21 protein-coding genes are annotated in these 21547 nt (G+C 61.4%); 9 read left to right on the forward strand and 12 right to left on the reverse strand.

The window, feature by feature from the left end; all coding sequences use genetic code 11:
- Positions 1-40 precede the first annotated feature (40 nt).
- Together iolG and DYL61_RS22625 are read right to left on the reverse strand one after the other, a co-directional pair.
- The gene (gene iolG / locus DYL61_RS22620) at positions 41-1045 is read right to left on the reverse strand and encodes an inositol 2-dehydrogenase (RefSeq protein ID WP_135310174.1); all 1005 of its coding nucleotides are present in this window, start codon (positions 1043-1045) and stop codon (positions 41-43) included.
- Between the two features lie 34 nt (positions 1046-1079).
- A complete protein-coding gene (locus DYL61_RS22625) occupies positions 1080-2105 on the reverse strand; it encodes a LacI family DNA-binding transcriptional regulator (protein ID WP_135310175.1) in 1026 nt (341 codons plus the stop codon).
- 125 nt (positions 2106-2230) lie between these two features.
- Between DYL61_RS22625 and DYL61_RS22630 the strand changes: the two genes are divergently transcribed.
- Genes DYL61_RS22630 through DYL61_RS22640 form a run of 3 tightly spaced genes read left to right on the forward strand, consistent with a single transcriptional unit; the run spans position 2231 to position 5175 of the window.
- Positions 2231-3076: an SDR family oxidoreductase gene (locus DYL61_RS22630; RefSeq protein WP_135310176.1), complete on the forward strand. Its 846-nt coding sequence runs from the start codon at positions 2231-2233 to the stop codon at positions 3074-3076.
- Entirely contained in the window at positions 3076-4209 is a 1134-nt protein-coding gene (locus tag DYL61_RS22635) for a phytanoyl-CoA dioxygenase family protein (RefSeq protein ID WP_135310177.1), read from the forward strand. Before DYL61_RS22630 ends, DYL61_RS22635 begins: the two co-directional genes overlap by 1 nt.
- Before the next feature lie 42 nt (positions 4210-4251).
- Positions 4252-5175: a sugar ABC transporter substrate-binding protein gene (locus DYL61_RS22640; RefSeq protein WP_135310178.1), complete on the forward strand. Its 924-nt coding sequence runs from the start codon at positions 4252-4254 to the stop codon at positions 5173-5175.
- 155 nt (positions 5176-5330) lie between these two features.
- Here DYL61_RS22640 and DYL61_RS22645 read toward each other — a convergent pair whose 3' ends face one another.
- Positions 5331-5636 (reverse strand): DUF2834 domain-containing protein, encoded by a 306-nt coding sequence (locus DYL61_RS22645; protein ID WP_135310179.1) that lies wholly within the window; start codon positions 5634-5636, stop codon positions 5331-5333.
- Between the two features lie 132 nt (positions 5637-5768).
- Between DYL61_RS22645 and DYL61_RS22650 the strand changes: the two genes are divergently transcribed.
- Positions 5769-7454: an amidase gene (locus DYL61_RS22650; RefSeq protein WP_135310180.1), complete on the forward strand. Its 1686-nt coding sequence runs from the start codon at positions 5769-5771 to the stop codon at positions 7452-7454.
- Positions 7455-7615: 161 nt separating this feature from the next.
- Here DYL61_RS22650 and DYL61_RS22655 read toward each other — a convergent pair whose 3' ends face one another.
- A complete protein-coding gene (locus DYL61_RS22655) occupies positions 7616-8701 on the reverse strand; it encodes an SMP-30/gluconolactonase/LRE family protein (RefSeq protein WP_135310181.1) in 1086 nt (361 codons plus the stop codon).
- Positions 8702-8904: 203 nt separating this feature from the next.
- On the opposite strand from DYL61_RS22655, the gene DYL61_RS22660 reads away from it, so the two are divergent.
- Positions 8905-9336 carry a nuclear transport factor 2 family protein gene (locus tag DYL61_RS22660; protein ID WP_135310182.1) on the forward strand — a complete coding sequence of 144 codons (432 nt, stop codon included), beginning with the start codon at positions 8905-8907 and terminating at the stop codon, positions 9334-9336.
- A 7-nt stretch (positions 9337-9343) separates the two neighbouring features.
- On the opposite strand, the gene DYL61_RS22665 is transcribed toward DYL61_RS22660, so the two are convergent.
- Positions 9344-10669, reverse strand: a complete 1326-nt coding sequence (locus DYL61_RS22665; RefSeq protein WP_135310183.1) for an aminotransferase-like domain-containing protein — start codon at positions 10667-10669, stop codon at positions 9344-9346.
- Between the two features lie 91 nt (positions 10670-10760).
- Between DYL61_RS22665 and DYL61_RS22670 the strand changes: the two genes are divergently transcribed.
- Complete coding sequence (locus tag DYL61_RS22670) at positions 10761-11651, forward strand: DMT family transporter (RefSeq protein ID WP_135310184.1); 891 nt, start codon at positions 10761-10763, stop codon at positions 11649-11651.
- Here the strand turns inward: DYL61_RS22670 and DYL61_RS22675 are convergent.
- The gene (locus DYL61_RS22675) at positions 11648-12202 is read right to left on the reverse strand and encodes a YceI family protein (RefSeq protein ID WP_135310219.1); all 555 of its coding nucleotides are present in this window, start codon (positions 12200-12202) and stop codon (positions 11648-11650) included. The genes DYL61_RS22670 and DYL61_RS22675 overlap by 4 nt on opposite strands.
- Before the next feature lie 104 nt (positions 12203-12306).
- Between DYL61_RS22675 and DYL61_RS22680 the strand changes: the two genes are divergently transcribed.
- Both DYL61_RS22680 and yghX read left to right on the forward strand, forming a co-directional pair.
- Entirely contained in the window at positions 12307-12801 is a 495-nt protein-coding gene (locus tag DYL61_RS22680) for a PaaI family thioesterase (RefSeq protein ID WP_135310185.1), read from the forward strand.
- A 44-nt stretch (positions 12802-12845) separates the two neighbouring features.
- A complete protein-coding gene (gene yghX / locus DYL61_RS22685) occupies positions 12846-13733 on the forward strand; it encodes a YghX family hydrolase (protein WP_135310186.1) in 888 nt (295 codons plus the stop codon).
- Between the two features lie 139 nt (positions 13734-13872).
- Here the strand turns inward: yghX and DYL61_RS22690 are convergent, their stop codons facing one another.
- Together DYL61_RS22690 and DYL61_RS22695 are read right to left on the reverse strand one after the other, a co-directional pair.
- Positions 13873-15057 (reverse strand): DUF2252 domain-containing protein, encoded by a 1185-nt coding sequence (locus tag DYL61_RS22690; protein WP_135310187.1) that lies wholly within the window; start codon positions 15055-15057, stop codon positions 13873-13875.
- 74 nt (positions 15058-15131) lie between these two features.
- A complete protein-coding gene (locus DYL61_RS22695; protein ID WP_135310188.1) occupies positions 15132-16010 on the reverse strand; it encodes a LysR family transcriptional regulator in 879 nt (292 codons plus the stop codon).
- 132 nt (positions 16011-16142) lie between these two features.
- Here DYL61_RS22695 and ampC point away from each other — a divergent pair, with 132 nt between their 5' ends.
- Positions 16143-17285, forward strand: a complete 1143-nt coding sequence (gene ampC / locus DYL61_RS22700; RefSeq protein WP_135310189.1) for a class C beta-lactamase — start codon at positions 16143-16145, stop codon at positions 17283-17285.
- A gap of 124 nt (positions 17286-17409) precedes the next feature.
- Here the strand turns inward: ampC and dctM are convergent, their stop codons facing one another.
- The 4 genes from dctM to DYL61_RS22720 form a co-directional block, all read right to left on the reverse strand.
- Positions 17410-18690, reverse strand: coding sequence for a C4-dicarboxylate TRAP transporter large permease protein DctM (dctM, locus tag DYL61_RS22705; protein ID WP_105697049.1), 1281 nt, complete (start codon positions 18688-18690; stop codon positions 17410-17412).
- Positions 18690-19322: a TRAP transporter small permease gene (locus DYL61_RS22710; RefSeq protein WP_135310190.1), complete on the reverse strand. Its 633-nt coding sequence runs from the start codon at positions 19320-19322 to the stop codon at positions 18690-18692. Before DYL61_RS22710 ends, dctM begins: the two co-directional genes overlap by 1 nt.
- A 172-nt stretch (positions 19323-19494) precedes the next feature.
- Positions 19495-20478 carry a C4-dicarboxylate TRAP substrate-binding protein DctP gene (dctP, locus tag DYL61_RS22715; RefSeq protein WP_135310191.1) on the reverse strand — a complete coding sequence of 328 codons (984 nt, stop codon included), beginning with the start codon at positions 20476-20478 and terminating at the stop codon, positions 19495-19497.
- Positions 20479-20717: 239 nt separating this feature from the next.
- The gene (locus DYL61_RS22720) at positions 20718-21533 is read right to left on the reverse strand and encodes an HpcH/HpaI aldolase/citrate lyase family protein (protein ID WP_135310192.1); all 816 of its coding nucleotides are present in this window, start codon (positions 21531-21533) and stop codon (positions 20718-20720) included.
- Positions 21534-21547 lie beyond the last annotated feature (14 nt).

Here is a 21547-nt window from a genome sequence, read left to right on the forward strand (position 1 = left end):
GTATTCGGTTGGTGGATAGGACGGGCGCGAGTGCCTACAGCTAAAGGTCGTAACTGACCGATACGCTGCGTCCGGTTTTCACCGACTCCAACGCACACTCCGCCAAATGCAGCGCATACAAGCCATCCCGCACGCTGGTGGGCAATGCCTTTCCACTGCTCAGAGCCTCAATAAACTGCCCCAATTCATTGCGATAGGCATCCGCATACCGCTCCAGGAAAAAGTGCTGCAACGGCTCCAGCGCTTCGGTGTGTTCGGCACTCCAATGGCGCACGGTGCTGGGCCGATGGTTGTCGGTGAGCAGCACGCCCGTGGCGCCGGAGACTTCGACCCGTTGGTCATAGCCATACACCGCCTGGCGGCAGCAGTTGATATGGCACTGTTTGCCGGAAGCGGTGCGCAGCAGCACCATTACGCTGTCGTAGTCGTCGATGTCGGCCAGGCTCGGGTCCACCAGGCGGCTGGCGATGGCGCTGACTTCCACCGGCTCTTCGCCGAGCAGGTGGCGGGCGGTGTCGAAGTCGTGGATGGTCATGTCGCGCAGGATGCCGCCGGAGTGGGCCAGGTAGTCACGCGGGGCCAGGCCGGGGTCGCGGCTGGTGATGATGACTTGGCGCACCGCGCCGATCTGGCCGGCGTCGAGGGCTTGGCGCAGGCGCAGCATGTCGGGGTCGAAACGCCGGTTGAAACCGAGCATGACGTTGCCGCCCTGACGCTCCACGGCTTGGGCGGCGCTGCGGGCCTTGGCGATGTCGAGGTCGATGGGCTTTTCGCAGAGTACGGCTTTGCCTTCGGCTACTGCCGCCAGCAACAGGTCGATATGGGTGTCGGTGGGCGTGCCGATCACCACGGCGTCGATGTCTTTGCGCGTAAGCACCGCGGCGCAATCGTAGGCCGCTTCACAGCCCAGTTGGGCGCTCAAGGCATCGACACCTTCGCGCCAGGGGTCGGCCACCAGCACCAGCGTGGCATTGGGATGGGCGGCGACGTTGGCCGCATGGATCTTGGCGATGCGCCCGGCACCGAGGACGGCGATTCGTAGCATGGTGAGAACTCCTGGTTTTGTTGTTGGGGGAGATTCAGTCCGGCAGGTTGAACGGCGTGACTATCTGCACCTGTGACGGCGCAATCGGCCCGGCCTTCCACAGGCGGTGGTAGTGAAGGATGTGCAGGAACACGTGGCGGGCATCGATTTGCAGGTTGTGGTCGATGATCGCGGCGACTTTTTCTTCGCGCAGTAACTGGCGGTTTTCTTCGTCGAGGTCGTGGCCGATAAATACCTCCAGCGCGCGGCCCTGGGCGGCGAAAGCATCGACAATCGCACGGTTGCCACCGCCAACGCTGTACACCGCCTTGAGTTCGGGATGCTGTTGCAGCGCCTGGGTGACCCGTTCGAACGTGCGCGCATAAACCCCATAACCACCGCTGATATCCAGCACGCGCAAGTGCGGCGCACGCCCGCGCAGCCAGGCGCGAAAGCCCATTTCACGCTCTTCTTCGCCACGGAACAGCTCGCTGCCGATCACCACCGCCACGTCGTGGGGTTCCGCGGGCAACCAGCGCGACATCAGGTAGGCGGCGGTCTGCCCGGCGGTGCGGTTGTCCATGCCGACGTAACCGATGCGCTCGCTTTGCGGTAAATCCGTCACCAGGGTCACCACCGGAATGCCCGCCGCGATCAGTTGCTTGACCGCCTGGTTGACCGCCGGCTCATCGGCGGCCTTGAGCACCACGCCCTGGCTGCCGGTGTCCAGGCAGCGCAGCAACTGGTCGTGCATGGCCTGGGGTTCGATCTCTTCGAACAAGTGAAAACGCGGGGCAATGCGGAACGGCGCCAGGCTGGCCAATTGCGCGGTGATCGCCGCCTGCACCGCCGCGCTGAAACGCTGAGGCGTGTGCATGATCACGTCCACATGGAAGGTGCGCCCCACCGCCAGGCCGTTCTTCTCCTGGGATTCCAGTTCATCCAACGCCTGCTCGATCCGCCGCCGGGTCTGGGCATGCACGCTGCCGCGCTGGTGCAACACGCGGTCGACCGTGGCTTTGCTGACCCCGGCCTGGGTGGCGAGTTGCTTGATGGAGAAGTGTTTGGCGCGTTCGAGCATGAGTTTTGCCTGAGGTGTTTTTGAGGTGTTTTTTGGGTATTACTGAGGTTTTGCAATGCTAGTCTCAGTTTTGCCCGGCGTCGAGCCCGGCGAAGTACAACAACAAAAATCCAGGAGAACCGCCCATGCCAAACACCGATCTCGCCACCCCGTTCAGCGGCCAATACTTTGTCGTCACCGGCAGCACCCAAGGCCTGGGCGCAGCGGTGGCCCACACCCTGGCGCAACGTGGAGCGGCTGGGCTGATCATTTGCGGGCGACGTCGCGCCCAGGGTGAAGAGCAAGTACGGCAGTTGGCGCAGTTGGATTGCCAAGCGTTTTTTGTCGAGGCCGACCTTGAGAAGGTCGAGGATTGCCGGGCAATCATCGAGGCGGCGCGCACTCACTTCGGCACCTTGCATGGGCTGGTGAACTGCGCCGGGATGTCGGATCGCGGCACCATCCTCGACACCTCGCCGGAACTGTTCGAGCGCTTGTTTGCGGTGAATGTGCGGGCGCCGTTCTTTCTGATGCAGGAAGCCTTGAAGCTGATGATCAGCAAGGGCGTGGAAGGTGCGGTGGTGAATATCCAGAGCGTCACCGGGCATGGCGGGCAGTCATTCTTGAGTGCTTATGCGGCGTCCAAGGGTGCGCTGGCGGTCCTTACCAAGAACGTCGCGTTCAGTGCATTACGCAACCGTATCCGCGTGAATGGCTTGAACATCGGCTGGATGGACACGCCCCACGAAGATGATATCCAGCGCCAGTACCACGGCGCCCAGGACGGCTGGCTGGCCAAGGCAGAGGCCGCGCAGCCCTTCGGGCGCCTGCTCAAGCCGGAGGAAGTGGCGCGCAGCGTGGCGTTTTTGCTGTCCGGCGAATCCGGGATGATGACCGGTTCGATTATCGACCTGGAACAAGGCGTGGTCGGCTGCACCGACACCGGCAGCCCGCAACCGCACCAGGCGCTGAGCCTGTCGGGAGGTGCGTGATGTCGGCGTTTGTGACCGCTGACGCGGTGCATCTGGCGGACTTCAACCGAGTGTGTACGCAGCAGGCCAGCGCCAGCGACTATCCGCTGTGCGCCGAGGTGGCGAGCAACGTGGTGATCTACGAGGCACGCACCCTGCGCAACAGCGACCGTCTCGCCGTGATGAACGAACTGCACCGGCTGTTTCGCGACGGACCGGGCGTGATGGTAGTGCGCCGTGCTTATGAAGACTTGGAGGTGGTCGACCGCCATAGCCAAGTGTTCAACGAGATTTTTGCCAATGAGGCTGCCAAAGGCGTGGAGGCTGACCACTTTGCCAAGGCCGGCAGCAACGGGCGGATCTGGAATTCATTGCAGAAGGCGGCGTTGCAGTCGCCGGAGTCTTTTGTCGAGTACTACGCCAACCCACTGTTGGGGCTGATTGCCGAGGCGTGGTTGGGGCCGAGCTACCAGGTCACCGCGCAAGTGAACGTGGTGCACCCCGGCGGCCAGGCGCAGCAGCCGCACCGCGATTATCACCTGGGCTTCCAGACCGATGACGTGGTGGAGCGCTTTCCCCTGCCCTTGCATCGGTTGTCCCAGTACCTGACGTTGCAAGGCGCAATCGCCCACTCGGACATGCCGCTGGAAACCGGCCCGACCCAGTTGCTGCCGTTCTCCCAGCAATACCCGCTGGGCTACCTGGCCTGGCGGCGCACGGAGTTTATCGACTACTTCCAGCAGCACGCCGTGCAACTGCCACTGAACAAGGGCGACCTGCTGTTCTTCAACTCGGCGCTGTTCCACGCTGCCGGCACCAACCGCACGCCGGACCGCCAGCGCATGGCCAACCTGCTGCAAATCTCCTCGGCCTTCGGCAAACCCATGGAAGCGCTGGACCGTGATCGCATGATGCTGGCGGTGTACCCGGCACTGCTGGCCAACACAGCACTGGACGCCCAGGCCGTGGAAGCCGTGATCGGCTGCACGGCAGACGGTTATTCCTTCCCCACCAACCTCGACACTGATCCACCGTTAAAGGGATTGGCCCCGCAAACCGGGCAACAACTGATGGCGCAAGCGCTCAACGAACGCTGGCCACTCGCGGACTTCGCCGCTGCCGTCGAGCAGATGCGGGTCAAGCGCCTGGCGTGAATCACTCTGTTTTAACAACAACAAAAATAACGGAGCAACACCATGAAAAAGCAACTGCTTGCGGCACTGTTTACCCTTGCTGTCACGCCTTGGGCGATGGCCGATATCCGTATCGGCGTGAGCATCGCCCAGGTCGACGATGTGTTCCTCGCGCAAATGCGCGACTACATGGCCGCCCACGCCAAGGAACTGCCCGGCGTGACCCTGCAATTCGAAGACGCCCAAGGCGATGTGGTGCGCCAGCTCAACCAGGTGCAGAACTTCACGGCCCAAGGCATGGACGCGATAATCGTCAACGCAGTGGACACCGCCGCCACCGCGAAAATGACCGTCAATGCCCAGCAGGCCAAGATCCCGCTGGTGTACGTCAACCGTCGCCCCGAGTTCAAGGAGGTGCCGGCGGGCGTGGGGTACGTGGGTTCCGATGAGATCAAGGCCGGTGAAATCCAGATGCGTTACCTGGCCGAGCAAATGGGCGGCAAAGGCAACCTGGCGATCATGCTCGGGCTGCTTTCCAACAACGCCACCCATAACCGCACCCAGGGTGTGAAGAACGTGCTCAAGGACTATCCCGGCATCAAGATCGTCGAGGAACAAAGCGCCGAATGGCAACGCAGCAAGGCGATTGACCTGATGAACAACTGGATCGTGTCGGGCACCAAAATCGACGCGGTTGCCGCCAATGCGGATGAGATGGCCATCGGCGCGGCCATGGCCATCAGCCAGGCGGGCATGCAGCCGGGCAAGGATATTCTGGTAGCCGGCAGCGACGGTGGCGCAGCGGGGTTGGATGCCGTGAAAAAGGGCCAGTTGTTGGTGACGGCTTATCAGGACAACAAGGGGCAAGCCGTGGGCTCGGTGGACTTGGCGGTGAAGATGGTGAAGAAGGAGCCGTATGACGCTGAGCTGACGATTCCTTATCAGCAGATTACCAAGGCGAATTATCAGGCCTTTCTCAACCCTTAACCCCCTGACACTTCCTAATCCATTGTTGGAACACGCTTGTGTGGGAGCGGGCTTGCTCGCGAATGCGGTGGATCAGTCAATGAATCTGTTGACTGACACACTGCAATCGGGGGCAAGCCCCCTCCCACATTGACCCACGCCTGCACTGGAATGATTCACTTGTCCCGAAAGCCATTCACAACGAGATAGAGCAGCGGCCCCACCGACACAAACACCGCCGTCAGCAAAAAGTAAGGCACCACCGAAGCCACCGAGCGCCCTCGCCGCTTCGCATCCCGATACATCCATACACACGCCAGCACCGCCATCAGGTACAGGTCGATCACCACTTGCGCTGTGTCCGGCCGCGACATCAGTTCCAGCCCAAAGGCCGGCAGCGACTGCTCAGCCGTGAGCATCGTGAACAGCGTATACAACGAAAATCCGAGCAAAGCGGCGAGCGCGATATAGGGTCTGCGCATGTTTTCCTCCTTGAAATACAACCGTGATCCTGGGCCGCTCATCCTACCAGCAAGCCACTCAGGACGCTGGCACTGTGAAAAATCTGTACGTAGACTGCCGCCATCCCCCCACGTGAAGGCGGCGAAAAAAACCTGATGCAAGTTACTGAAGTCTCCATTGCCCAATTGCGCGCGGCGCTTGAGTCCGGCCAGACCACGGCCGTTGAGCTGGTGCAGGCCTACCTGGCGCGCATCGACACCTATGACGGCGCGTTGAACGCCGTGGTCGTGCGCAACCCCGACGCCCTCAAGGAAGCCGAGGCGTCCGATGCACGCCGGGCCAAAGGCGCCACGCTGGGCCCACTGGACGGCATTCCCTATACCGCCAAAGACAGCTACCTGGTCAAAGGCCTGACCGCTGCATCCGGCAGCCCGGCGTTTGTGAACCTGGTTGCCCAGCGCGACGCCTTCACCATTGAGCGCCTGCGCGCCGGCGGTGCGATCTGCCTGGGCAAGACCAATATGCCGCCGATGGCCAATGGCGGCATGCAGCGCGGTGTGTATGGCCGGGCGGAAAGCCCGTACAACGCCGACTACCTGACCGCCCCGTTTGCCTCTGGCTCGTCCAATGGCGCGGGCACTGCCACGGCGGCGAGCTTTTCGGCGTTCGGCCTGGCGGAAGAAACCTGGTCCAGCGGTCGCGGCCCGGCATCCAATAACGGTCTGTGCGCCTACACCCCGTCCCGTGGGGTGATTTCGGTACGCGGCAACTGGCCACTCACGCCCACTATGGACGTGGTGGTGCCCTATGCACGCACCATGGCCGACCTGCTGGAAGTGCTCGACGTGGTGGTGGCCGAAGACCCGGACACCCGTGGCGACCTGTGGCGCCTGCAACCTTGGGTGCCGATCCCCAGCGTGGCGTCGGTGCGCCCTGCTTCGTATCCAGCACTGGCGGTGGGAAGCGAATCCCTGGCCGGCAAACGCTTCGGCATACCGCGCATGTACATCAACGCCGACCCCGAGGCCGGCACCAGTGAAAAACCCGGCATCGGCGGCCCGACCGGCCAGAAAATCATCACCCGCGCCAGCGTGATCGACCTGTGGCAAGGCGCCCGCCAGGCGCTGGAAGCGGCCGGCGCGGAAGTGATCGAGGTGGATTTCCCGCTGGTGTCCAACTGCGAAGGTGACCGCCCCGGTGCACCGACGGTGTTTACCCGTGGCCTGGTGTCCAAGGAATTCCTGCACGACGAATTGTGGGAATTGTCGGCCTGGGCGTTTGACGACTTCCTGCGCGCCAACAACGACCCGGCCTTGAACCGCCTGGCGGATGTCGACGGGCCGAAGATCTTCCCCCACGACCCCGGCACCCTGCCCAACCGCGAAGACGACCTCGCCGCCGGCATGGATGAATACGTGCGCATGGCCGAGCGTGGCATCACGCCGTGGAACGAAATCAGCACCGTGCCCGATGGCCTGCGCGGCCTGGAACAGACTCGGCGCATTGACCTCGAAGAGTGGATGGATGCCCTCGGCCTGGATGCGGTGCTGTTCCCGACCGTGGCCGATGTGGGTCCGGCGGATGCCGATGTGAACGAAGCTTCTGCGGATATCGCGTGGAGTAACGGTGTGTGGGTGGCCAACGGCAACCTCGCGATCCGTCATTTAGGCGTGCCGACCGTCACCGTGCCGATGGGCGTGATGGAGGATATTGGCATGCCGGTGGGCCTGACCTTTGCGGGTCGTGCCTATGATGATTCGGCGTTGCTGAGGTTTGCAGCGGCGTTTGAAGCCACTGGCAGTAAACGCCTGGTGCCACCGCGCACCCCGCCGCTCTAACTGACTCAGCGCAATTTAAATGTGGGAGGGGGCTTGCCCCCGATTGCGGTGTATCAGTCACAGATGTTTCAACTGATATGCCCTCATCGGGGGCAAGCCCCCTCCCACATTTGGCCTGTATTTCAAATCGGCTTATTTCAAATCGGCTTGTATGCACTACCTCAGCCGAAATCCGCCCCCCGCGTATTCACGAACAACGCATAGATCGAATGGCTGCCCGCCATAAACAGCCGATTCCCTTCACGACCACCAAAACACAGGTTGGGGCAGCGTTCCGGCAGCGAGATATGCCCGATGGCCTTGCCCTGAGGATTGAACACGCGCACGCCATCGAGTTTTTCCAGGTCGGCCTTGGGGTCGCCATTACCGCCCCAGCCGCACCAGAGGTTACCGCTCTCGTCGCACTTGATACCGTCCAAGGCAGCGTATTCCAAGCCTTCGATATGTTTGCGGCGGGCGCCGAGGGTGCCATCGTCCTTGACGTCGATGGCCCAGATCAGCCGGTTGGGCTTGGCGCGACCTTCCACCACGTACAGGGTCTTTTCATCCGGTGAAAAGCACAGCCCGTTGGGCCCGTTGAGGTCGTCGATCACTCGGGTGACCTTGCCGCTCTCACCGTCAATGCGATACACGCCGTGGGGTTGGGTAGGCGTGATCTTGTGCCCTTCGTAGTTGTTGCCGGTCTGGAATGGCGGGTCGCTGAACCACACCGAACCGTCGCGCTTGCACACGATATCGTTGGGCGAGTTGAAAGGCTTGCCGTCAAAGCTGTCCGCCAGCACGGTGATGCTGCCGTTGTGCTCGGTACGGGTGATGCGCCGGCCCTCGCGGGTGGTGGTCGAGCCTTCGCACACCAGCAGGCGCCCCTGGCGGTCGCGGCACATGCCGTTGGAGAAGTTGGATTGTTCTCGGTACACCGACAGGCTGTCGGTCACTTCGTCCCACCGCACAATGCGGTTGTTGGGGATGTCACTGAGCAACAAGTAGCGACCATCACCGACCCACACCGGGCCCTCGGCCCAGCGCAAGCCGGTAGCCAGGCGCTCCACACTGGCGTTGAACAGGCGCAGCTCCAGGAAGCTGTCATCCAAGACCTTGATCAGCGGGTCCGGGTAACGTTGGCTCAAGGGCTCGGCCGCATCGGCCAGGCGAGGCAGGTTGCCCAGCACCGCTACCGACGCGGAAACCGCCAGGGAGCGCTTGAGAAAAACGCGGCGGCCATGGCCCGGAAAGGAGGAAGAATCCATCAAGTGTCTCCGTTATTTTATTGTTATGCGGGAGACTAGTTTTAACCCGTGATGAGACATCGTACAAGCACGCAAAACCCCATTATGTATGACTTGTGCAAATTTCACTTTCCAAACAGGTATCACCTATTGCAATGTTGTACGACGACACACCCTGTTACGTGTCGCACTGGCAACCCCCCAACAACAATAAGGAAACACCCATGCCCAACGTCAAACTGCTGATCGGTTTTCTGTGCCTGTTTTCTGGTTACGTCGCCGCCGCACCGGCCCCCGCTGAAAAGGATGTAGCCCAAGCCGTCGACCAACTCACCCAGGCCATGCTGCATACCGACATCAAGCAACTCCATGCCCTGACCGCCGACACACTCACCTACGGCCACTCCAGCGGCAAGGTGCAAAACAAAGCGCAATTCATCGCCGACATCGAGACCCACACCAGCGCCTTCAAGACCCTGGAAATGCAAAACCAAACCATCACCCTGAACGGCGACACCGCCCTGGTGCGCAATCACTTCCACGCCCTGGCGGTGAACAGCGGCGTCGAAGTGCCGACCGATATCGACAACTTCCAGGTCTGGCAGAAACAAAAAGGCTACTGGCTGCTGATCGGGCGCCAGGCCTATAAATACTGAGGCTGGCTTACCACACCAGCACCTGGCGAACCTTGGCCAGGGCGTCGTGCAGCGCCACCAGGTCCACCGAGCCCAATGCCAGGCGCAACGCGTGGGGCACATGGGTCGAGATCGAGAAAGGCTCGGCGGTGGAGACCCAGACCTGCTCGCGCTGCAAGGTCATCGCGACTTGATCGGCGCGGACGTCTTCGGTCAGAGGCAGCCATAGGAAATACGACGAGGGGTGACTGATGTAGTCCACCCCGTTCAATACCTGCGCCGCCAACACCTGGCGCGCCTGGGCGTCCTCGCGTTTTTGCGCTTCGAGCCGAGCCACCGTGCCGTCCTCGATCCAGGCCACGGCAATTGCGCTCATCACACCGGGGACGTTCCAGGTGGTAGCCATGATGGTGCGCTCCAGCTTGCCCATCCACGCGGCTGGCGCAGCAACAAAGCCTACGCGCAGCCCGGTGGCAACGCTTTTCGACAGCCCGCCCACGTACACCGTGCGCTCCGGCGCCAGGGTGGCCACGGGAGGTGGCGCGTCGGCTACCAGAAACGCGTAGGCCGCGTCCTCGATGATCATCAGATTGTGCTGACGGGCGATGCCCACCAACTGTTCACGCTGCGCCAGGTTCATCACCCAGCCCAGCGGGTTGTGCAAGGTCGGCATGCTGTAGACCGCACGCACCGGACGCTTGCGACACAGGCCTTGCAGGTAGTCCAGGTCCGGCCCGTCGGCGTTGACCGGTATCGCGACCATCTCCAGATGCAGGGTCTCGGCCAACACCTTGAACCCCGAGTACGTCAGCGCATCCACCGCAATCACATCCCCCGGCTTGAGCAACGCCATCAGGGTCACCGCCAACCCATGCTGGGCGCCGCTGACCACCAACACCTGCTCGGCCTCGACCGTCAGCCCGCGACTGAGCAGATGGCGCGCCACTGTGGCGCGTTCGTGCAGGCGACCGGCGTGGGGCTGGTAACGCAGCAACGCCTCCAGATCGCCGGAGAGTGCCAACTGGCGCAGTGCGGTGCGCAGCAGCTCCGCCTGACCCGACAACGAGGGGTAATTGAAGTTGAGGTCGAGCATGCCCGTGACCAAGGTCATCTGCCCACTGCCCTGCCCCGGCGGCAACGCGATCTCGCGCACAAAGGTGCCTCGGCCGGTTTCGCCGCTGACCAGGCCCATCGCCTCCAGCTCGCTATACACCCGGCTCGCGGTGACCAGTGCCAGCCCATGCTCGGCGGCCAATTGGCGATGGGTCGGCAGCCGTGTGCCGGGGGGCATTTTGCCGCTGCGGATCGCGTCGGCGAAGGTGTCGACCAGCGACTTGTAGCGGGCGCGTGGCATAGGCGATGTATCCATGACAATTTTTTGATTGTCCTAATCTTCCACTCTAGGATGGCTCGTACGCAATCCTGACTTCTTCGGACATCCCTTTATGGAACGTACTTCACGGCTCAACACCCTGGACAGCAGCACCCAGGGCTGGATCAACGGTTTTATCGGCGTGGTGATTTTCAGCGGTTCATTGCCCGCCACGCGCCTGGCGGTGATGGAATTCGACCCGGTGTTCCTCACCATGATCCGTGCCGCCATCGCGGCCGTGCTGGGGTTGTTGCTATTGGGGCTGTTCAAGGAGAAGCGCCCGGCACGCAACCAGTGGATGCCCCTGACCGTGGTTTCGCTCGGCGTGGTCATCGGTTTTCCGCTGCTCACCGCATTGGCCCTGCAATACGTGACCTCCGCGCACTCCATCGTGTTTATTGGGCTATTGCCGCTGGCAACCGCTGTCTTTGGCGTGCTGCGCGGTGGTGAGCGGCCACGCCCGGTGTTCTGGTTGTTTTCGGTGCTGGGCAGTGTGCTGGTGATGGGCTATGCCTTCGCCCAAGGCCTGAGCGCCGCCCCCGCCGGAGACGTATTGATGCTGTTGGCGGTGCTGGTGTGCGGCCTCGGTTATGCCGAAGGCGCCAAGCTGTCGCGCACCCTTGGCGGCTGGCAGGTGATTTGCTGGGCGCTGGTGGTGTCGATTCCGGTGGTGGTGCCGCTGAGCGTGATCCTTGCGCCGGCCACGTTCAGCGGTATCAGCCTGCCCGCCTGGCTGAGCCTGGGCTATGTGGCGTTGTTCAGCATGCTGATCGGCTTTGTGTTCTGGTACCGCGGCCTGGCCCAGGGTGGCATCGCCGCCGTCGGCCAGTTGCAGTTGCTGCAACCGTTTTTCGGCCTGGCGCTGGCGGCGGGCTTGCTGCATGAACAGGTCAGCCTGGGCATGGTGCTGGTGACCCTCGCGGTGATCGGCTGCGTGGCCGGGGCGAAAAAGTTTGCCCGTTAGCGCTGGGGCGAAACCATCTTGAACTTGATGTGGATGGCATCGGACACCACGCTGTTGCCCGCCCACTCGCCGTCGCCGATCTTGAAGTCGCCGCGCTTGAGTACGAACTCTCCGTCGAACACGCCGATACCGCTCTGCTCTTTGAGCAACACATTGATCTCCACCGGCCGCGTAATGCCCTTGATCGTCAGGTTGCCGGTGATCTTGTAGCGGTTATCGCCCAGTGCCGTGGCGCCGTTGGACTCGTACACGCCCACCGGAAAGGCCGCCGTGTCGAACCAGGCCGGCAGTTGCAATTGGGTGTTGGCGTCTTCGCTGCCGGCATCGATGCTGGCGAGTTGGATCTTGAGCAACGCATGGGCCGCCTCGGGCTGTTGCGTATCAAAATCCAGGGTGCCTTCGAAGTCGCTGAACGTGCCATACACCCGCTGCCCGAACTGCTGGAAGGTAAAGCTGATCTGGCTGGCGGCGCGGTTGACGTCTTTGTATTCCACCGCTTGCGCGCTGGAGAACGCGCCAACGGCAAACGCCAACAGGACCAGAAACGACATTCGACGGTTCATGCAACCCTCCGCAAGAAGTAGTGACACATTATTCCCATCCTGCCTGTGTCCTGTTAAACAGGGTAGTCGCCCCAGAACAATAAGGACTTTGCATGCACCGCGATTCCCTGCAAGACATCACCGCCCCCGAAGGCATTTGCTACGGCTGCGGTGGCAGCAACCCTCACGGCCTGCATATCAAGAGCCGTAGGGACAGCGATGGCGTGCACCTGATCGCCGAGCATCTGCCCGACGCCCAATACAGCGGCTGGCCCGACCTGGTCTACGGCGGCCTGATCGCCATGCTGGTGGACTGCCATTCCAACTGGACCGCCATGGCCTATCACTACCGCGCCGAACAGCGCGAGCCTGGCAGCCTGCCACGCATCGACTGCGTCACCGGCAACCTGGGTATCAAATTTATCAAACCTACGCCCATGGGCGTCACCCTGACTTTGCGCGCCCGCGTCGAAGGTGAGGTTGGACGCAAAAGCCGCGTGGTCTGTGAGGTGTACGCCGGTGACGTGCTGACGGCCATCGGCGATTCGCTGTTCGTACGCGTCGACACCGGGCAATTGGCCGCCGCTGCCCATGGTCGCGAAGGCTGATCCTGGTCTACATTGTCTGCCACCGCTAATCGAGGATTGCACCGATGACTCGTCTCACCGCGAAAGACTTTGCCCCCGAATTGCTGGAACTCTATGACGGCTACGCCCACGGCAAGATCAACCGCCGTGAGTTTCTCGACCGCGCCGCGCTGTTCACCTTCGGCGGCCTCACCGCCTCGGCCCTGCTGGCGGCGTTGAGCCCCAACTACGCGCTGGCCGAACAGGTGAAGTTCACCGACCCGGATATCGTCGCCGACTACATCACCTACCCCTCGCCCAAAGGCAATGGCACCGTGCGCGGCTACCTGGTGCGCCCAGCGAAGGCTGCCGGCAAGTTGCCAGCGGTGGTGGTGGTCCACGAAAACCGTGGCCTCAACCCCTATATCGAAGACGTCGCCCGACGCCTGGCCAAAGCCGGCTTTATCGCCTTGGCGCCGGATGGCCTGACCTCGGTCGGCGGCTACCCTGGCAACGATGAAAAAGGCGTGGAACTGCAACAGAAAGTCGACCCCACCAAGCTGATGAACGACTTCTTCGCCGCCATCGAATGGCTGATGCACCACGACAGCAGCACCGGCAAGGTCGGCATCACCGGTTTCTGCTACGGCGGCGGCGTGACCAATGCGGCCGCCGTGGCCTACCCGGAACTGGGCGCGGCGGTGTCGTTCTACGGGCGCCAGCCGGAGGCCAAGGACGTGCCACGCATCAAGGCGCCGATCATGTTGCATTACGGCGAGCTGGACACACGGATCAATGAAGGCTGGCCAGCGTATGAACAGGCGTTGAAGGCGGCTGGGACGACGTATGAGGCGTATATCTACAAGGGCGCCAACCATGGTTTCCATAATGATTCGACGCCACGGTATGACGAAGCGGCGGCGAACCTGGCGTGGGAACGCACATTGGGCTGGTTCCGCAAATATCTTGTCTGACTGCGATCCCAATGTGGGAGCGGGCTTGCTCGCGAAAGCAGAGTGTCAGGCGATTAATCGCTGTCTGAGCCACCGCATTCGCGAGCAAGCCCGCCCCCACACAAGCCCGGCTCCGCATTTGATCTCCACTGCCTGCAACTCAGTGTTCCAATGCATACCGCCGACAATGGTTGAGATACCCCTGCTCATGGCTCCCCACCAACTGCACCACACTGGTCCATAACCACGACGGCGCATCCAGTTGCCTGGAGCGGTTTTCCTGCAACATCGCCATCCAGTCCTTGCGTGTATCCCGGTCCATCTGCCGGGCATGGGCGATACCGACCACGCGGGCCAGGTAACCGGCGGCGTGCATCGCATCGATCTCGCTCAGCTCATCGAGTTCCAGTTTCATGTCCTGGGGCAACAGCTCGCGAATGAAAAACCCGTGATCCAGAAACCGCGTCGCCACCATGCGCTCGCCCAAGCCTGGCGACAGCTGGCGTGCGCCCTCCACTACTCGACGGCCATTATCCCGTGGCATCTTTGCCCGCGCCGCCCGGGGAGCCGCCGCGCCGACAGCTTCCTTGATATCGATCAGGCAATATTCCTGATCATCCTTGTCGCCCACGCCCAACAACGCGGCATAGCGCAACAATCCCAAAGAGCTGCAGCCCTTGACCCAATACGCCGAGTCCAGCAGTTCGACCTTGGCATCCTTGGGGCGACCCTTGAGGGAGGTGACCAACTGATGGATTTCATCCGACCCGCACACAGTTTCCAGCGCTTTCTTTTCCGCCCGTGACAACGACCAGAAGTGTTTGCCCAAGGGAATCGTTGGCCGCGCATTTTCGATACGCTCACGCGCCAGGTTCTTCCAGGTGCGCTCCACCGCACTGCGCATGCCCGCCTTGACCTGGGACGGGCGCGGCGGTGTTTCATCCGGTTTGTCCTTGAACGCCTGCGCGTAGCCCACCATCATTTCTTCAAGCATGCGCGCGGTCGTGACGCCCGGCAGGTCAGAGCCTCGTGCGGCGGTGGCCAAAGAGAGTGCCAAACGCACCAAGTCATGGGCCGGATTGCCGATCACGGTCTGGTCAAGGTCGCGGATATGCATGTCGATGCGGCCCTTGATATCCCCCGTCGGACCGAGGTTGCCCGCGTGGCAATCGCCGCAGATCCAGATCGCCGGGCCGTGGGGCAAGCGCCGTCCGGGCAGGCTGTGCAGCCACTCGTAGAACTGCACGGTACTGCCGCGCACATAGGCGTGAGCGGAACGAGCCATTTTGAGATTACGCAGCTGAGTCAGGTGGGGCATGCGGGCGGAGGGACGTGGGCTGTTCATGAAGGCACTCGGGTCGGGGTACGGTAGAGGTTAGCCCGTGGCAAATGTTTCATTTTGTTTCGAGAATAAAAATTTCAAGGCTGCGCGGTGACCGCTTTCAGCCAATCCTTGAACGCCAACATCGCCGATGTTTCGACCCGCGATTGCAAACGGGTCAACCAATAACTGCCCGTTGTGATACCGAGGTCGAACGGTTGGCGAATCACATCCCCCTCCAATTGCCGCGAGAACATCGTCGCCGGCGCCAACGCCACTCCGGTGCCTTGCAGCGCTGCTTCCATCATGGCCAACGATGAGTCGAACACGATACTGCGCGGCACCAGGGTGTCGGCGGGCAAGCCTGCGGCCTGGAACCACAGGTTCCACTCATCGGCGCGATAGGAACGCAGCAAGGTGTGTTTCAGCAGGTCGGCGGGTTTGCGCAATTGCTCGGCAATCTGCGGCACACAGAGCACCGTGAGCGGCGCTTCCAACAGTTGGCAGGCATCGGTGCCGTGCCAGGCACCGCTGCCAAAGCGAATCGCGTAGTCCAGGCCTTCGGCGGCCACGTCCACCCGGTTGTTATGGGTGGACAGGCGCAGGTCGATAAACGGATAGCGACTTTGAAAGTCAGCCAGACGCGGCAAAAGCCAGCCCACCGCGAATGTTCCCACCGCGCCCACCGACAGTACCTCGCGGTAATGCCCACCCTCGAACTGGCCTAAGGTATGGGCAATACGGTCGAAGGATTCGCGCAACACCGGCAGCAAGGTTTCACCCTCACGGGTCAGCATCAGGCCCCGTGGCAACCGCTTGAATAAGGTGACGTTAAGTTGCGCTTCCAGGCTTTTTACCTGATGGCTCACCGCCGCCTGAGTCACACACAACTCGATGGCGGCCCGGGTAAAGCTCAAGTGGCGAGCCGACGCCTCGAAGGCGCGCAGTGCATTGAGGGGCAGATGGGAGCGCAGCATGCTTTGACCCTAAATTTTCTAATGGCTGGTGCGAGATATCATCGTTTGTCGAAGCCACAGAATCTACCTAGATTTGCGACGCCTGCGCAGGCCCTGATCGCAACTCCCTCAATGACATGGAAGCGAATAACCATGAACCGCAACGTAAGAAACTTGCTGATTTCCGCCTTATTTATGACTTCCGGGACCAGCATGGCCGCCACGGACCTGCGCAAGGTCGTGGACGACCAGGTCACGCCGCTGATGCAGCAACACGGCATCGCCGGCCTGTCGGTGGCCGTCGTGAACAACGGTAAGGTGCAATACTTTAACTACGGCGTGGCCAACGAATCCAACCAGCAGCCGGTTACCCAGGACACATTGTTCGAGATCGGTTCGGTGAGCAAAACCTTCACCGCCACCCTCGGCGGTTACGCCCAGGCCAGCGGTAAGCTCAAGCTGTCGGACACCGCCAGCCAGCATCTCGCGGCACTCAAGGGCAGCGCCTTCGACCGTATCAACCTGTTGCAACTGGCCACTTACACACCGGGCGGCCTGCCGTTGCAATTTCCCGACGCGGCTGACAGCGCCGGCACCATGCTCAATTACTTCCAGCACTGGAAACCTGTCTACGCACCCGGTACGCAGCGCTTGTATTCCAACCCGAGCATCGGCCTGTTCGGCTACCTCACCGCCCAAAGCCTGGGCCAACCGTTCAACGTGGCCATGGAGCGAACCCTGTTGCCCAAGCTCGGTTTGAAAAGCACCTACGTGAATGTGCCTGCCGACCAGCAGAATCGTTACGCCCAAGGCTATGACAAAGACCAGAACCCCGTCCGCGTCGGCCCCGGCGCACTGGACAGCGAAGCCTATGGCATCAAGACCAGCACCCAGGACCTGGCGCGCTACGTGATGGTCAACCTGCACCCTGAAACCCTGGAGAAGCCGCTGCAACAGGCCATCGCCACCACGCACACTGGTTACTACACGGTGAACGGCATGACGCAGGGCCTGGGCTGGGAGTACTACCCCTACCCCATCACGCTGCAAGCATTGACCGACGGCAACTCCACACCGATGGCGCTAGAGCCGCACAAAGTCAGCTGGTTGACGCCGGCACAAAAACAACCGGCCAACGTGCTGTACAACAAGACCGGCTCGACCCGTGGGTTTGGCGCCTATGTGGCGTATGTGCCGAGCAAGGATAGGGGCGTGGTGATCTTGGCGAACATGAATTATCCGAATGCGGAGCGGGTGAAGATTGCCCACGCGATTTTGAACGCATTGGAAAAATAACGGCGCAGAAACCAATGTGGGAGCCGGGCTTGCCCGCGATAGCGTTATGTCAGCCACCCAATATATTGGCTGATACGCCGTCATCGCGGGCAAGCCCGGCTCCCACGCTGTCTCGTGTCGTGGCTTACATACCCAGCCAATGCGGCAATGCCAGCGATATAAACGGCAGATAGGTAACCATGATCAAAAACACCAACAAGATCATCAGCCACGGCAACGCCGCCCGAATTGTCTGCCCCAGGCTCAACCCGGTCACCGCCGACGTCACGAACAGGTTCAACCCCACTGGCGGATGCACCAGGCCGATTTCCATGTTCACCACCATGACGATGCCCAAGTGAATCGGATCGATGCCCAGCTTCATGGCAATCGGGAAGAAGATCGGTGCCAGGATCAGCACAATGGCCGACGGTTCCATAAAGCTGCCGGCTATCAGCAGCACAATGTTGACCATGATCAGGAAGCCAATCGGCGTCAGCCCTTCGGAGATCACCCACGCGGTGATTTCCTGCGGGATCTGTTCAGTGGTCAGCACGTGGGCGAAGAGCATGGCGTTGGCGATGATAAACATCAGCATGATCGCCAGGCGCCCGGACTCCAGCAGCACCTTGGGGCAGTCGCGCAGCTTCATGTCCTTGTAGATGAACAAGGCCACGAACGCCGAATACACCGCCGCCACCGCCGCGGCTTCGGTCGGGGTGAACATGCCGCTGTAGATACCGCCGAGGATGATCACCAACAGCAACAGGCCCCAGAACGCACGGCGTGCGCAGGTGAGCCACTCACGGAAGGTGGCGCGTGGCTGGGCCGGCAGCTTCTTGATGCGCGCAACGATATAGATCGCGATCATCAGCATCAGGCCAAGCAACAGCCCCGGAATCACCCCGGCCATAAACAGCTTGCCCACCGAGGTTTCGGTGGCCGCCGAGTACACCACCATCACAATCGACGGTGGGATCAGGATGCCCAACGTACCCGCGTTGCAGATAATCCCCGCGCCGAACTCCTTGGGGTAACCGGACCGCACCATGCCTGCCACGGCAATCGAGCCCACTGCCGCAACCGTCGCGGGTGACGAGCCGGAGAGCGCGGCGAACAGCATGCACGCCAGCACCGCCGCAATCGCCAGGCCGCCCCGGATATGCCCGACACAGGCATTGGCAAAGTCGATCAAGCGCTGCGCCACGCCGCCGGTGGTCATGAACGCGCCGGACAGCAGGAAAAACGGGATTGCCAGGAAGGTGTAGGCGTCGGAGGTTTCGAACAGCTTGATCGCCAGGGAGCTCACCGAGTCCTGGCTGAACATCAGGATCGACACTGCGCCAGACAACCCCAGGGAAATCGCAATCGGCACCCCAAGGAACATGAATACGAACAGCAACAGAAACAGACAGAGCACGGCCATCAGTGACGCTCCTCATGGCTGCCGGCCAACTTACTGGCCTCACCGGCCTCGTCGGCCAGCCCCAACCCGACCTGACGGTGGGTAAAGATGCGGTAGAAAATTTCCAGGTAGCGGATAAACACCATGGCGAAACCGATGGGCACGATCACCACGATGTGGCCAATGTCGATGCCGTATTTATCCAGGTCTTCGGCGCCGATTCCGGCAGCCATGACTGCGCTGACCCACTTGTAGCTGGCGACCATGAACAACCCGGCGTAGGCCAGGCAGCACAGGCAGGCGAGCATGCCAAGGATGCGTTGCACCGGGCGTTTGGTCAGCCGGACCAGTGCGTCCACCCCCAAGTGGCCGGCGGTGCGCACACCGTAGGAAATGCCGAAGAAAATCAGCCAGCCGAACATGGCCTTGGTCAGCGCCACGCTCCAGGTCATGTCCTGGGCCCAGGTCATGGTGCCGTCGCCGAGGGCGTTGAAGAAATGGCTGCTCGCTGCCCATTTGTCCGCCAGGGCAAAGAACAGCGTGTAGATGTTGTTGAGCATGACGTAGACGAATGTCACCAGGGTCATGGCGGCCAGCAGGAAAGCGATAAAGCCTTCCTCCAGGTGCTCCCAGACGCGCCTTAGCGTTTGCATGGCAAAACCTCGCGAGGCAGGAATTGGTAGGTGCAAAAGTGGAGTGATAACCGGGTCAACTGTGGGAGGGGGCTTGCCCCCGATAGCGGTGTGTCAGCTTGCACATCTGTCTCTGATACACCGCTATCGGGGGCAAGCCCCCTCCCACATTGGATCTCGGTACATCCTGGGGTTATTGGTTGGACGCGTCCGCCGCCTTGATCAGGTCAGCGCCAATCTCGCCTTCGAACTTCTGCCATACCGGGCGCATGGCTTCGCGCCACAGTGCACGTTGCTCCGGCGTGAGTTCGATGATTTCGCTGGTCTTGGCGTCGACGATTTTCTGCTTGGCCGACTGGTTCAGCGCTTCGGCCTGCTTGTTCACCTCGACGGTGACCTCGACCATGATCTGGTCCAGGGTGCTGCGGATATCCGGTGGCAGGCCGTTCCAGAATTTGGCGTTGGTAATCACCATATAGTCGATCAGGCCGTGGTTGGACTCGGTGAAGTACTTCTGCACCTCGTTGACCTTCTGGCTTTCATAGTTCGACCAGGTGTTCTCGGTGCCGTTGACGGTGCCGGTCTGCAGACCTTGATAGACCTCGGCAAAACTCATCTTGCGCGGGTTGGCGCGGATCGCCTTGAACTGTTCTTCGAGCACGCTGGACGCCTGTACGCGGAACTTCAAGCCACGCGCATCCTTGGGTTCATGCAGGGCCTTGTTGGCGGAGAGTTGCTTGAGACCGTTGTGCCAATAGGCCAGGCCGAGGATGTTTTTATCCTGCATCGACGTGAGCAATTCCTTGCCCTGCGCCGCTTGAAAGCGGTCGACGGCGGCCAGGTCGTTGAACAGGAATGGCAGGTCATAGATCTGCACTTGCTTGGTGTATTGCTCGAACTTGGCCAGGGACGGCGCCAGTAACTGCACGTCCCCCAGCAGCAGCGCTTCCATTTCCTTGCCGTCGCCGAACAGCGACGAATTGGGGTAGACCTCGACCTTGACCTTACCGGGCAGGCGTTCTTCGGCGAGCTTCTTGAACATCAGCGCGCCCTGGCCTTTGGGGGTATTTTCGGCGACCACGTGGGCGAATTTGATCACGATCGGATCCGCCGCCTGGGCCAGGCCTGCGGCAAACACGGTGGCGGCGCACAGCAGCGCCCGGGAAAGCTTGAGCATGGGAAATCACCTTCTTATTGTTGTGTTGTAGGGCAAGGTGCCTGATGTGGCGCGTGTAGTGAATTTCGAATTTTAGATACCTGCGTTCGGCGTGGCCGAACACCAAACCTCAAGAACAATGGAGGATCCCTGTGGGAGGGGGCTTGCCCCCGATAGCTGTGGATCAGAGACAAAAGTGCTGTCTGACACACCGCTATCGGGGGCAAGCCCCCTCCCACACTCAGAGCCAGTTTCATCAGTCAGAATTGGGAGGCCAGCAGTCTCTGTGCCCGCAACAACACCGGCGCATCCACCATCTGCCCATCAATCTGATACGCCCCGGCCCCACTCGCACCGCCCTCCACTACTCGCTTGGCCCAGGCCAAATCCTCGGGGCTGGGCGCCAGGGCCTCATGAATCACCGCCACCTGCTTGGGATGGATACACAGCGCCCCGGCGAAACCCATTTCATAGGCATGCCGAATCGAGCGGCGCAAACCCTCGGGGTCATCAATAGCCGGATGCACCCCGTCCAACGGCGCCACCAAACCGGCTGCGCGCGAATGCACGATCAGCGCCAGTCGCGCCTGGTCCAGGGCAAACTCGGCCGCTGGAGAATGGCTGCTCAAATTCAGGTCCAGCGCCAAATCCAGGCCACCAAATGACAGGCGCTCCACTTGCGGTGCACGGGCAATCTCAGCGACCGCCAACAACCCCCGTGCACTCTCGATAATCGGCCAGATCACCTTGCCGGTCGCCGCAACCACCGCCACCTGCGCCGCACTTTCCACCTTGGGCAGCAACACCCCGGCCACATTCGAATGGGCTTTGCAGAACGCCACATCTTCAAAATGCTCGGCATGTTCCGGCGCGTTGATACGCACCCACACCTGGGCGGCAGGATTAGCCGTCAAGAACGCACCGAGGTTATCCCGAGCCTGGCGCTTGAGTGGCTCTTCCACCGCATCTTCAAAATCCACGATCACTGCATCGGCACCACTGGCCAATGCTTTGGCAAAGCGCTCCGGTCGACTGCCGGGCACAAATAACGCTGAACGAACCAATGGCTTTGGCATCACGAAATTCCTGA

It is taken from the genome of Pseudomonas nabeulensis (genome assembly GCF_004682045.1).
Taxonomy (GTDB): Bacteria; Pseudomonadota; Gammaproteobacteria; order Pseudomonadales; family Pseudomonadaceae; genus Aquipseudomonas; species Aquipseudomonas nabeulensis.

Coding starts and splice junctions, on each gene's coding strand:
- iolG (WP_135310174.1), bottom strand. CDS start 1,045: ATGCTACGAATCGCCGTCCTCGGTGCCGGGCGCATCGCCAAGATCCAT.
- DYL61_RS22625 (WP_135310175.1), bottom strand. CDS start 2,105: ATGCTCGAACGCGCCAAACACTTCTCCATCAAGCAACTCGCCACCCAG.
- DYL61_RS22630 (WP_135310176.1), top strand. CDS start 2,231: ATGCCAAACACCGATCTCGCCACCCCGTTCAGCGGCCAATACTTTGTC.
- DYL61_RS22635 (WP_135310177.1), top strand. CDS start 3,076: ATGTCGGCGTTTGTGACCGCTGACGCGGTGCATCTGGCGGACTTCAAC.
- DYL61_RS22640 (WP_135310178.1), top strand. CDS start 4,252: ATGAAAAAGCAACTGCTTGCGGCACTGTTTACCCTTGCTGTCACGCCT.
- DYL61_RS22645 (WP_135310179.1), bottom strand. CDS start 5,636: ATGCGCAGACCCTATATCGCGCTCGCCGCTTTGCTCGGATTTTCGTTG.
- DYL61_RS22655 (WP_135310181.1), bottom strand. CDS start 8,701: ATGGATTCTTCCTCCTTTCCGGGCCATGGCCGCCGCGTTTTTCTCAAG.
- DYL61_RS22660 (WP_135310182.1), top strand. CDS start 8,905: ATGCCCAACGTCAAACTGCTGATCGGTTTTCTGTGCCTGTTTTCTGGT.
- DYL61_RS22665 (WP_135310183.1), bottom strand. CDS start 10,669: ATGCCACGCGCCCGCTACAAGTCGCTGGTCGACACCTTCGCCGACGCG.
- DYL61_RS22670 (WP_135310184.1), top strand. CDS start 10,761: ATGGAACGTACTTCACGGCTCAACACCCTGGACAGCAGCACCCAGGGC.
- DYL61_RS22675 (WP_135310219.1), bottom strand. CDS start 12,202: ATGTCGTTTCTGGTCCTGTTGGCGTTTGCCGTTGGCGCGTTCTCCAGC.
- DYL61_RS22680 (WP_135310185.1), top strand. CDS start 12,307: ATGCACCGCGATTCCCTGCAAGACATCACCGCCCCCGAAGGCATTTGC.
- yghX (WP_135310186.1), top strand. CDS start 12,846: ATGACTCGTCTCACCGCGAAAGACTTTGCCCCCGAATTGCTGGAACTC.
- DYL61_RS22690 (WP_135310187.1), bottom strand. CDS start 15,057: ATGAACAGCCCACGTCCCTCCGCCCGCATGCCCCACCTGACTCAGCTG.
- DYL61_RS22695 (WP_135310188.1), bottom strand. CDS start 16,010: ATGCTGCGCTCCCATCTGCCCCTCAATGCACTGCGCGCCTTCGAGGCG.
- ampC (WP_135310189.1), top strand. CDS start 16,143: ATGAACCGCAACGTAAGAAACTTGCTGATTTCCGCCTTATTTATGACT.
- dctM (WP_105697049.1), bottom strand. CDS start 18,690: ATGGCCGTGCTCTGTCTGTTTCTGTTGCTGTTCGTATTCATGTTCCTT.
- DYL61_RS22710 (WP_135310190.1), bottom strand. CDS start 19,322: ATGCAAACGCTAAGGCGCGTCTGGGAGCACCTGGAGGAAGGCTTTATC.
- dctP (WP_135310191.1), bottom strand. CDS start 20,478: ATGCTCAAGCTTTCCCGGGCGCTGCTGTGCGCCGCCACCGTGTTTGCC.
- DYL61_RS22720 (WP_135310192.1), bottom strand. CDS start 21,533: ATGCCAAAGCCATTGGTTCGTTCAGCGTTATTTGTGCCCGGCAGTCGA.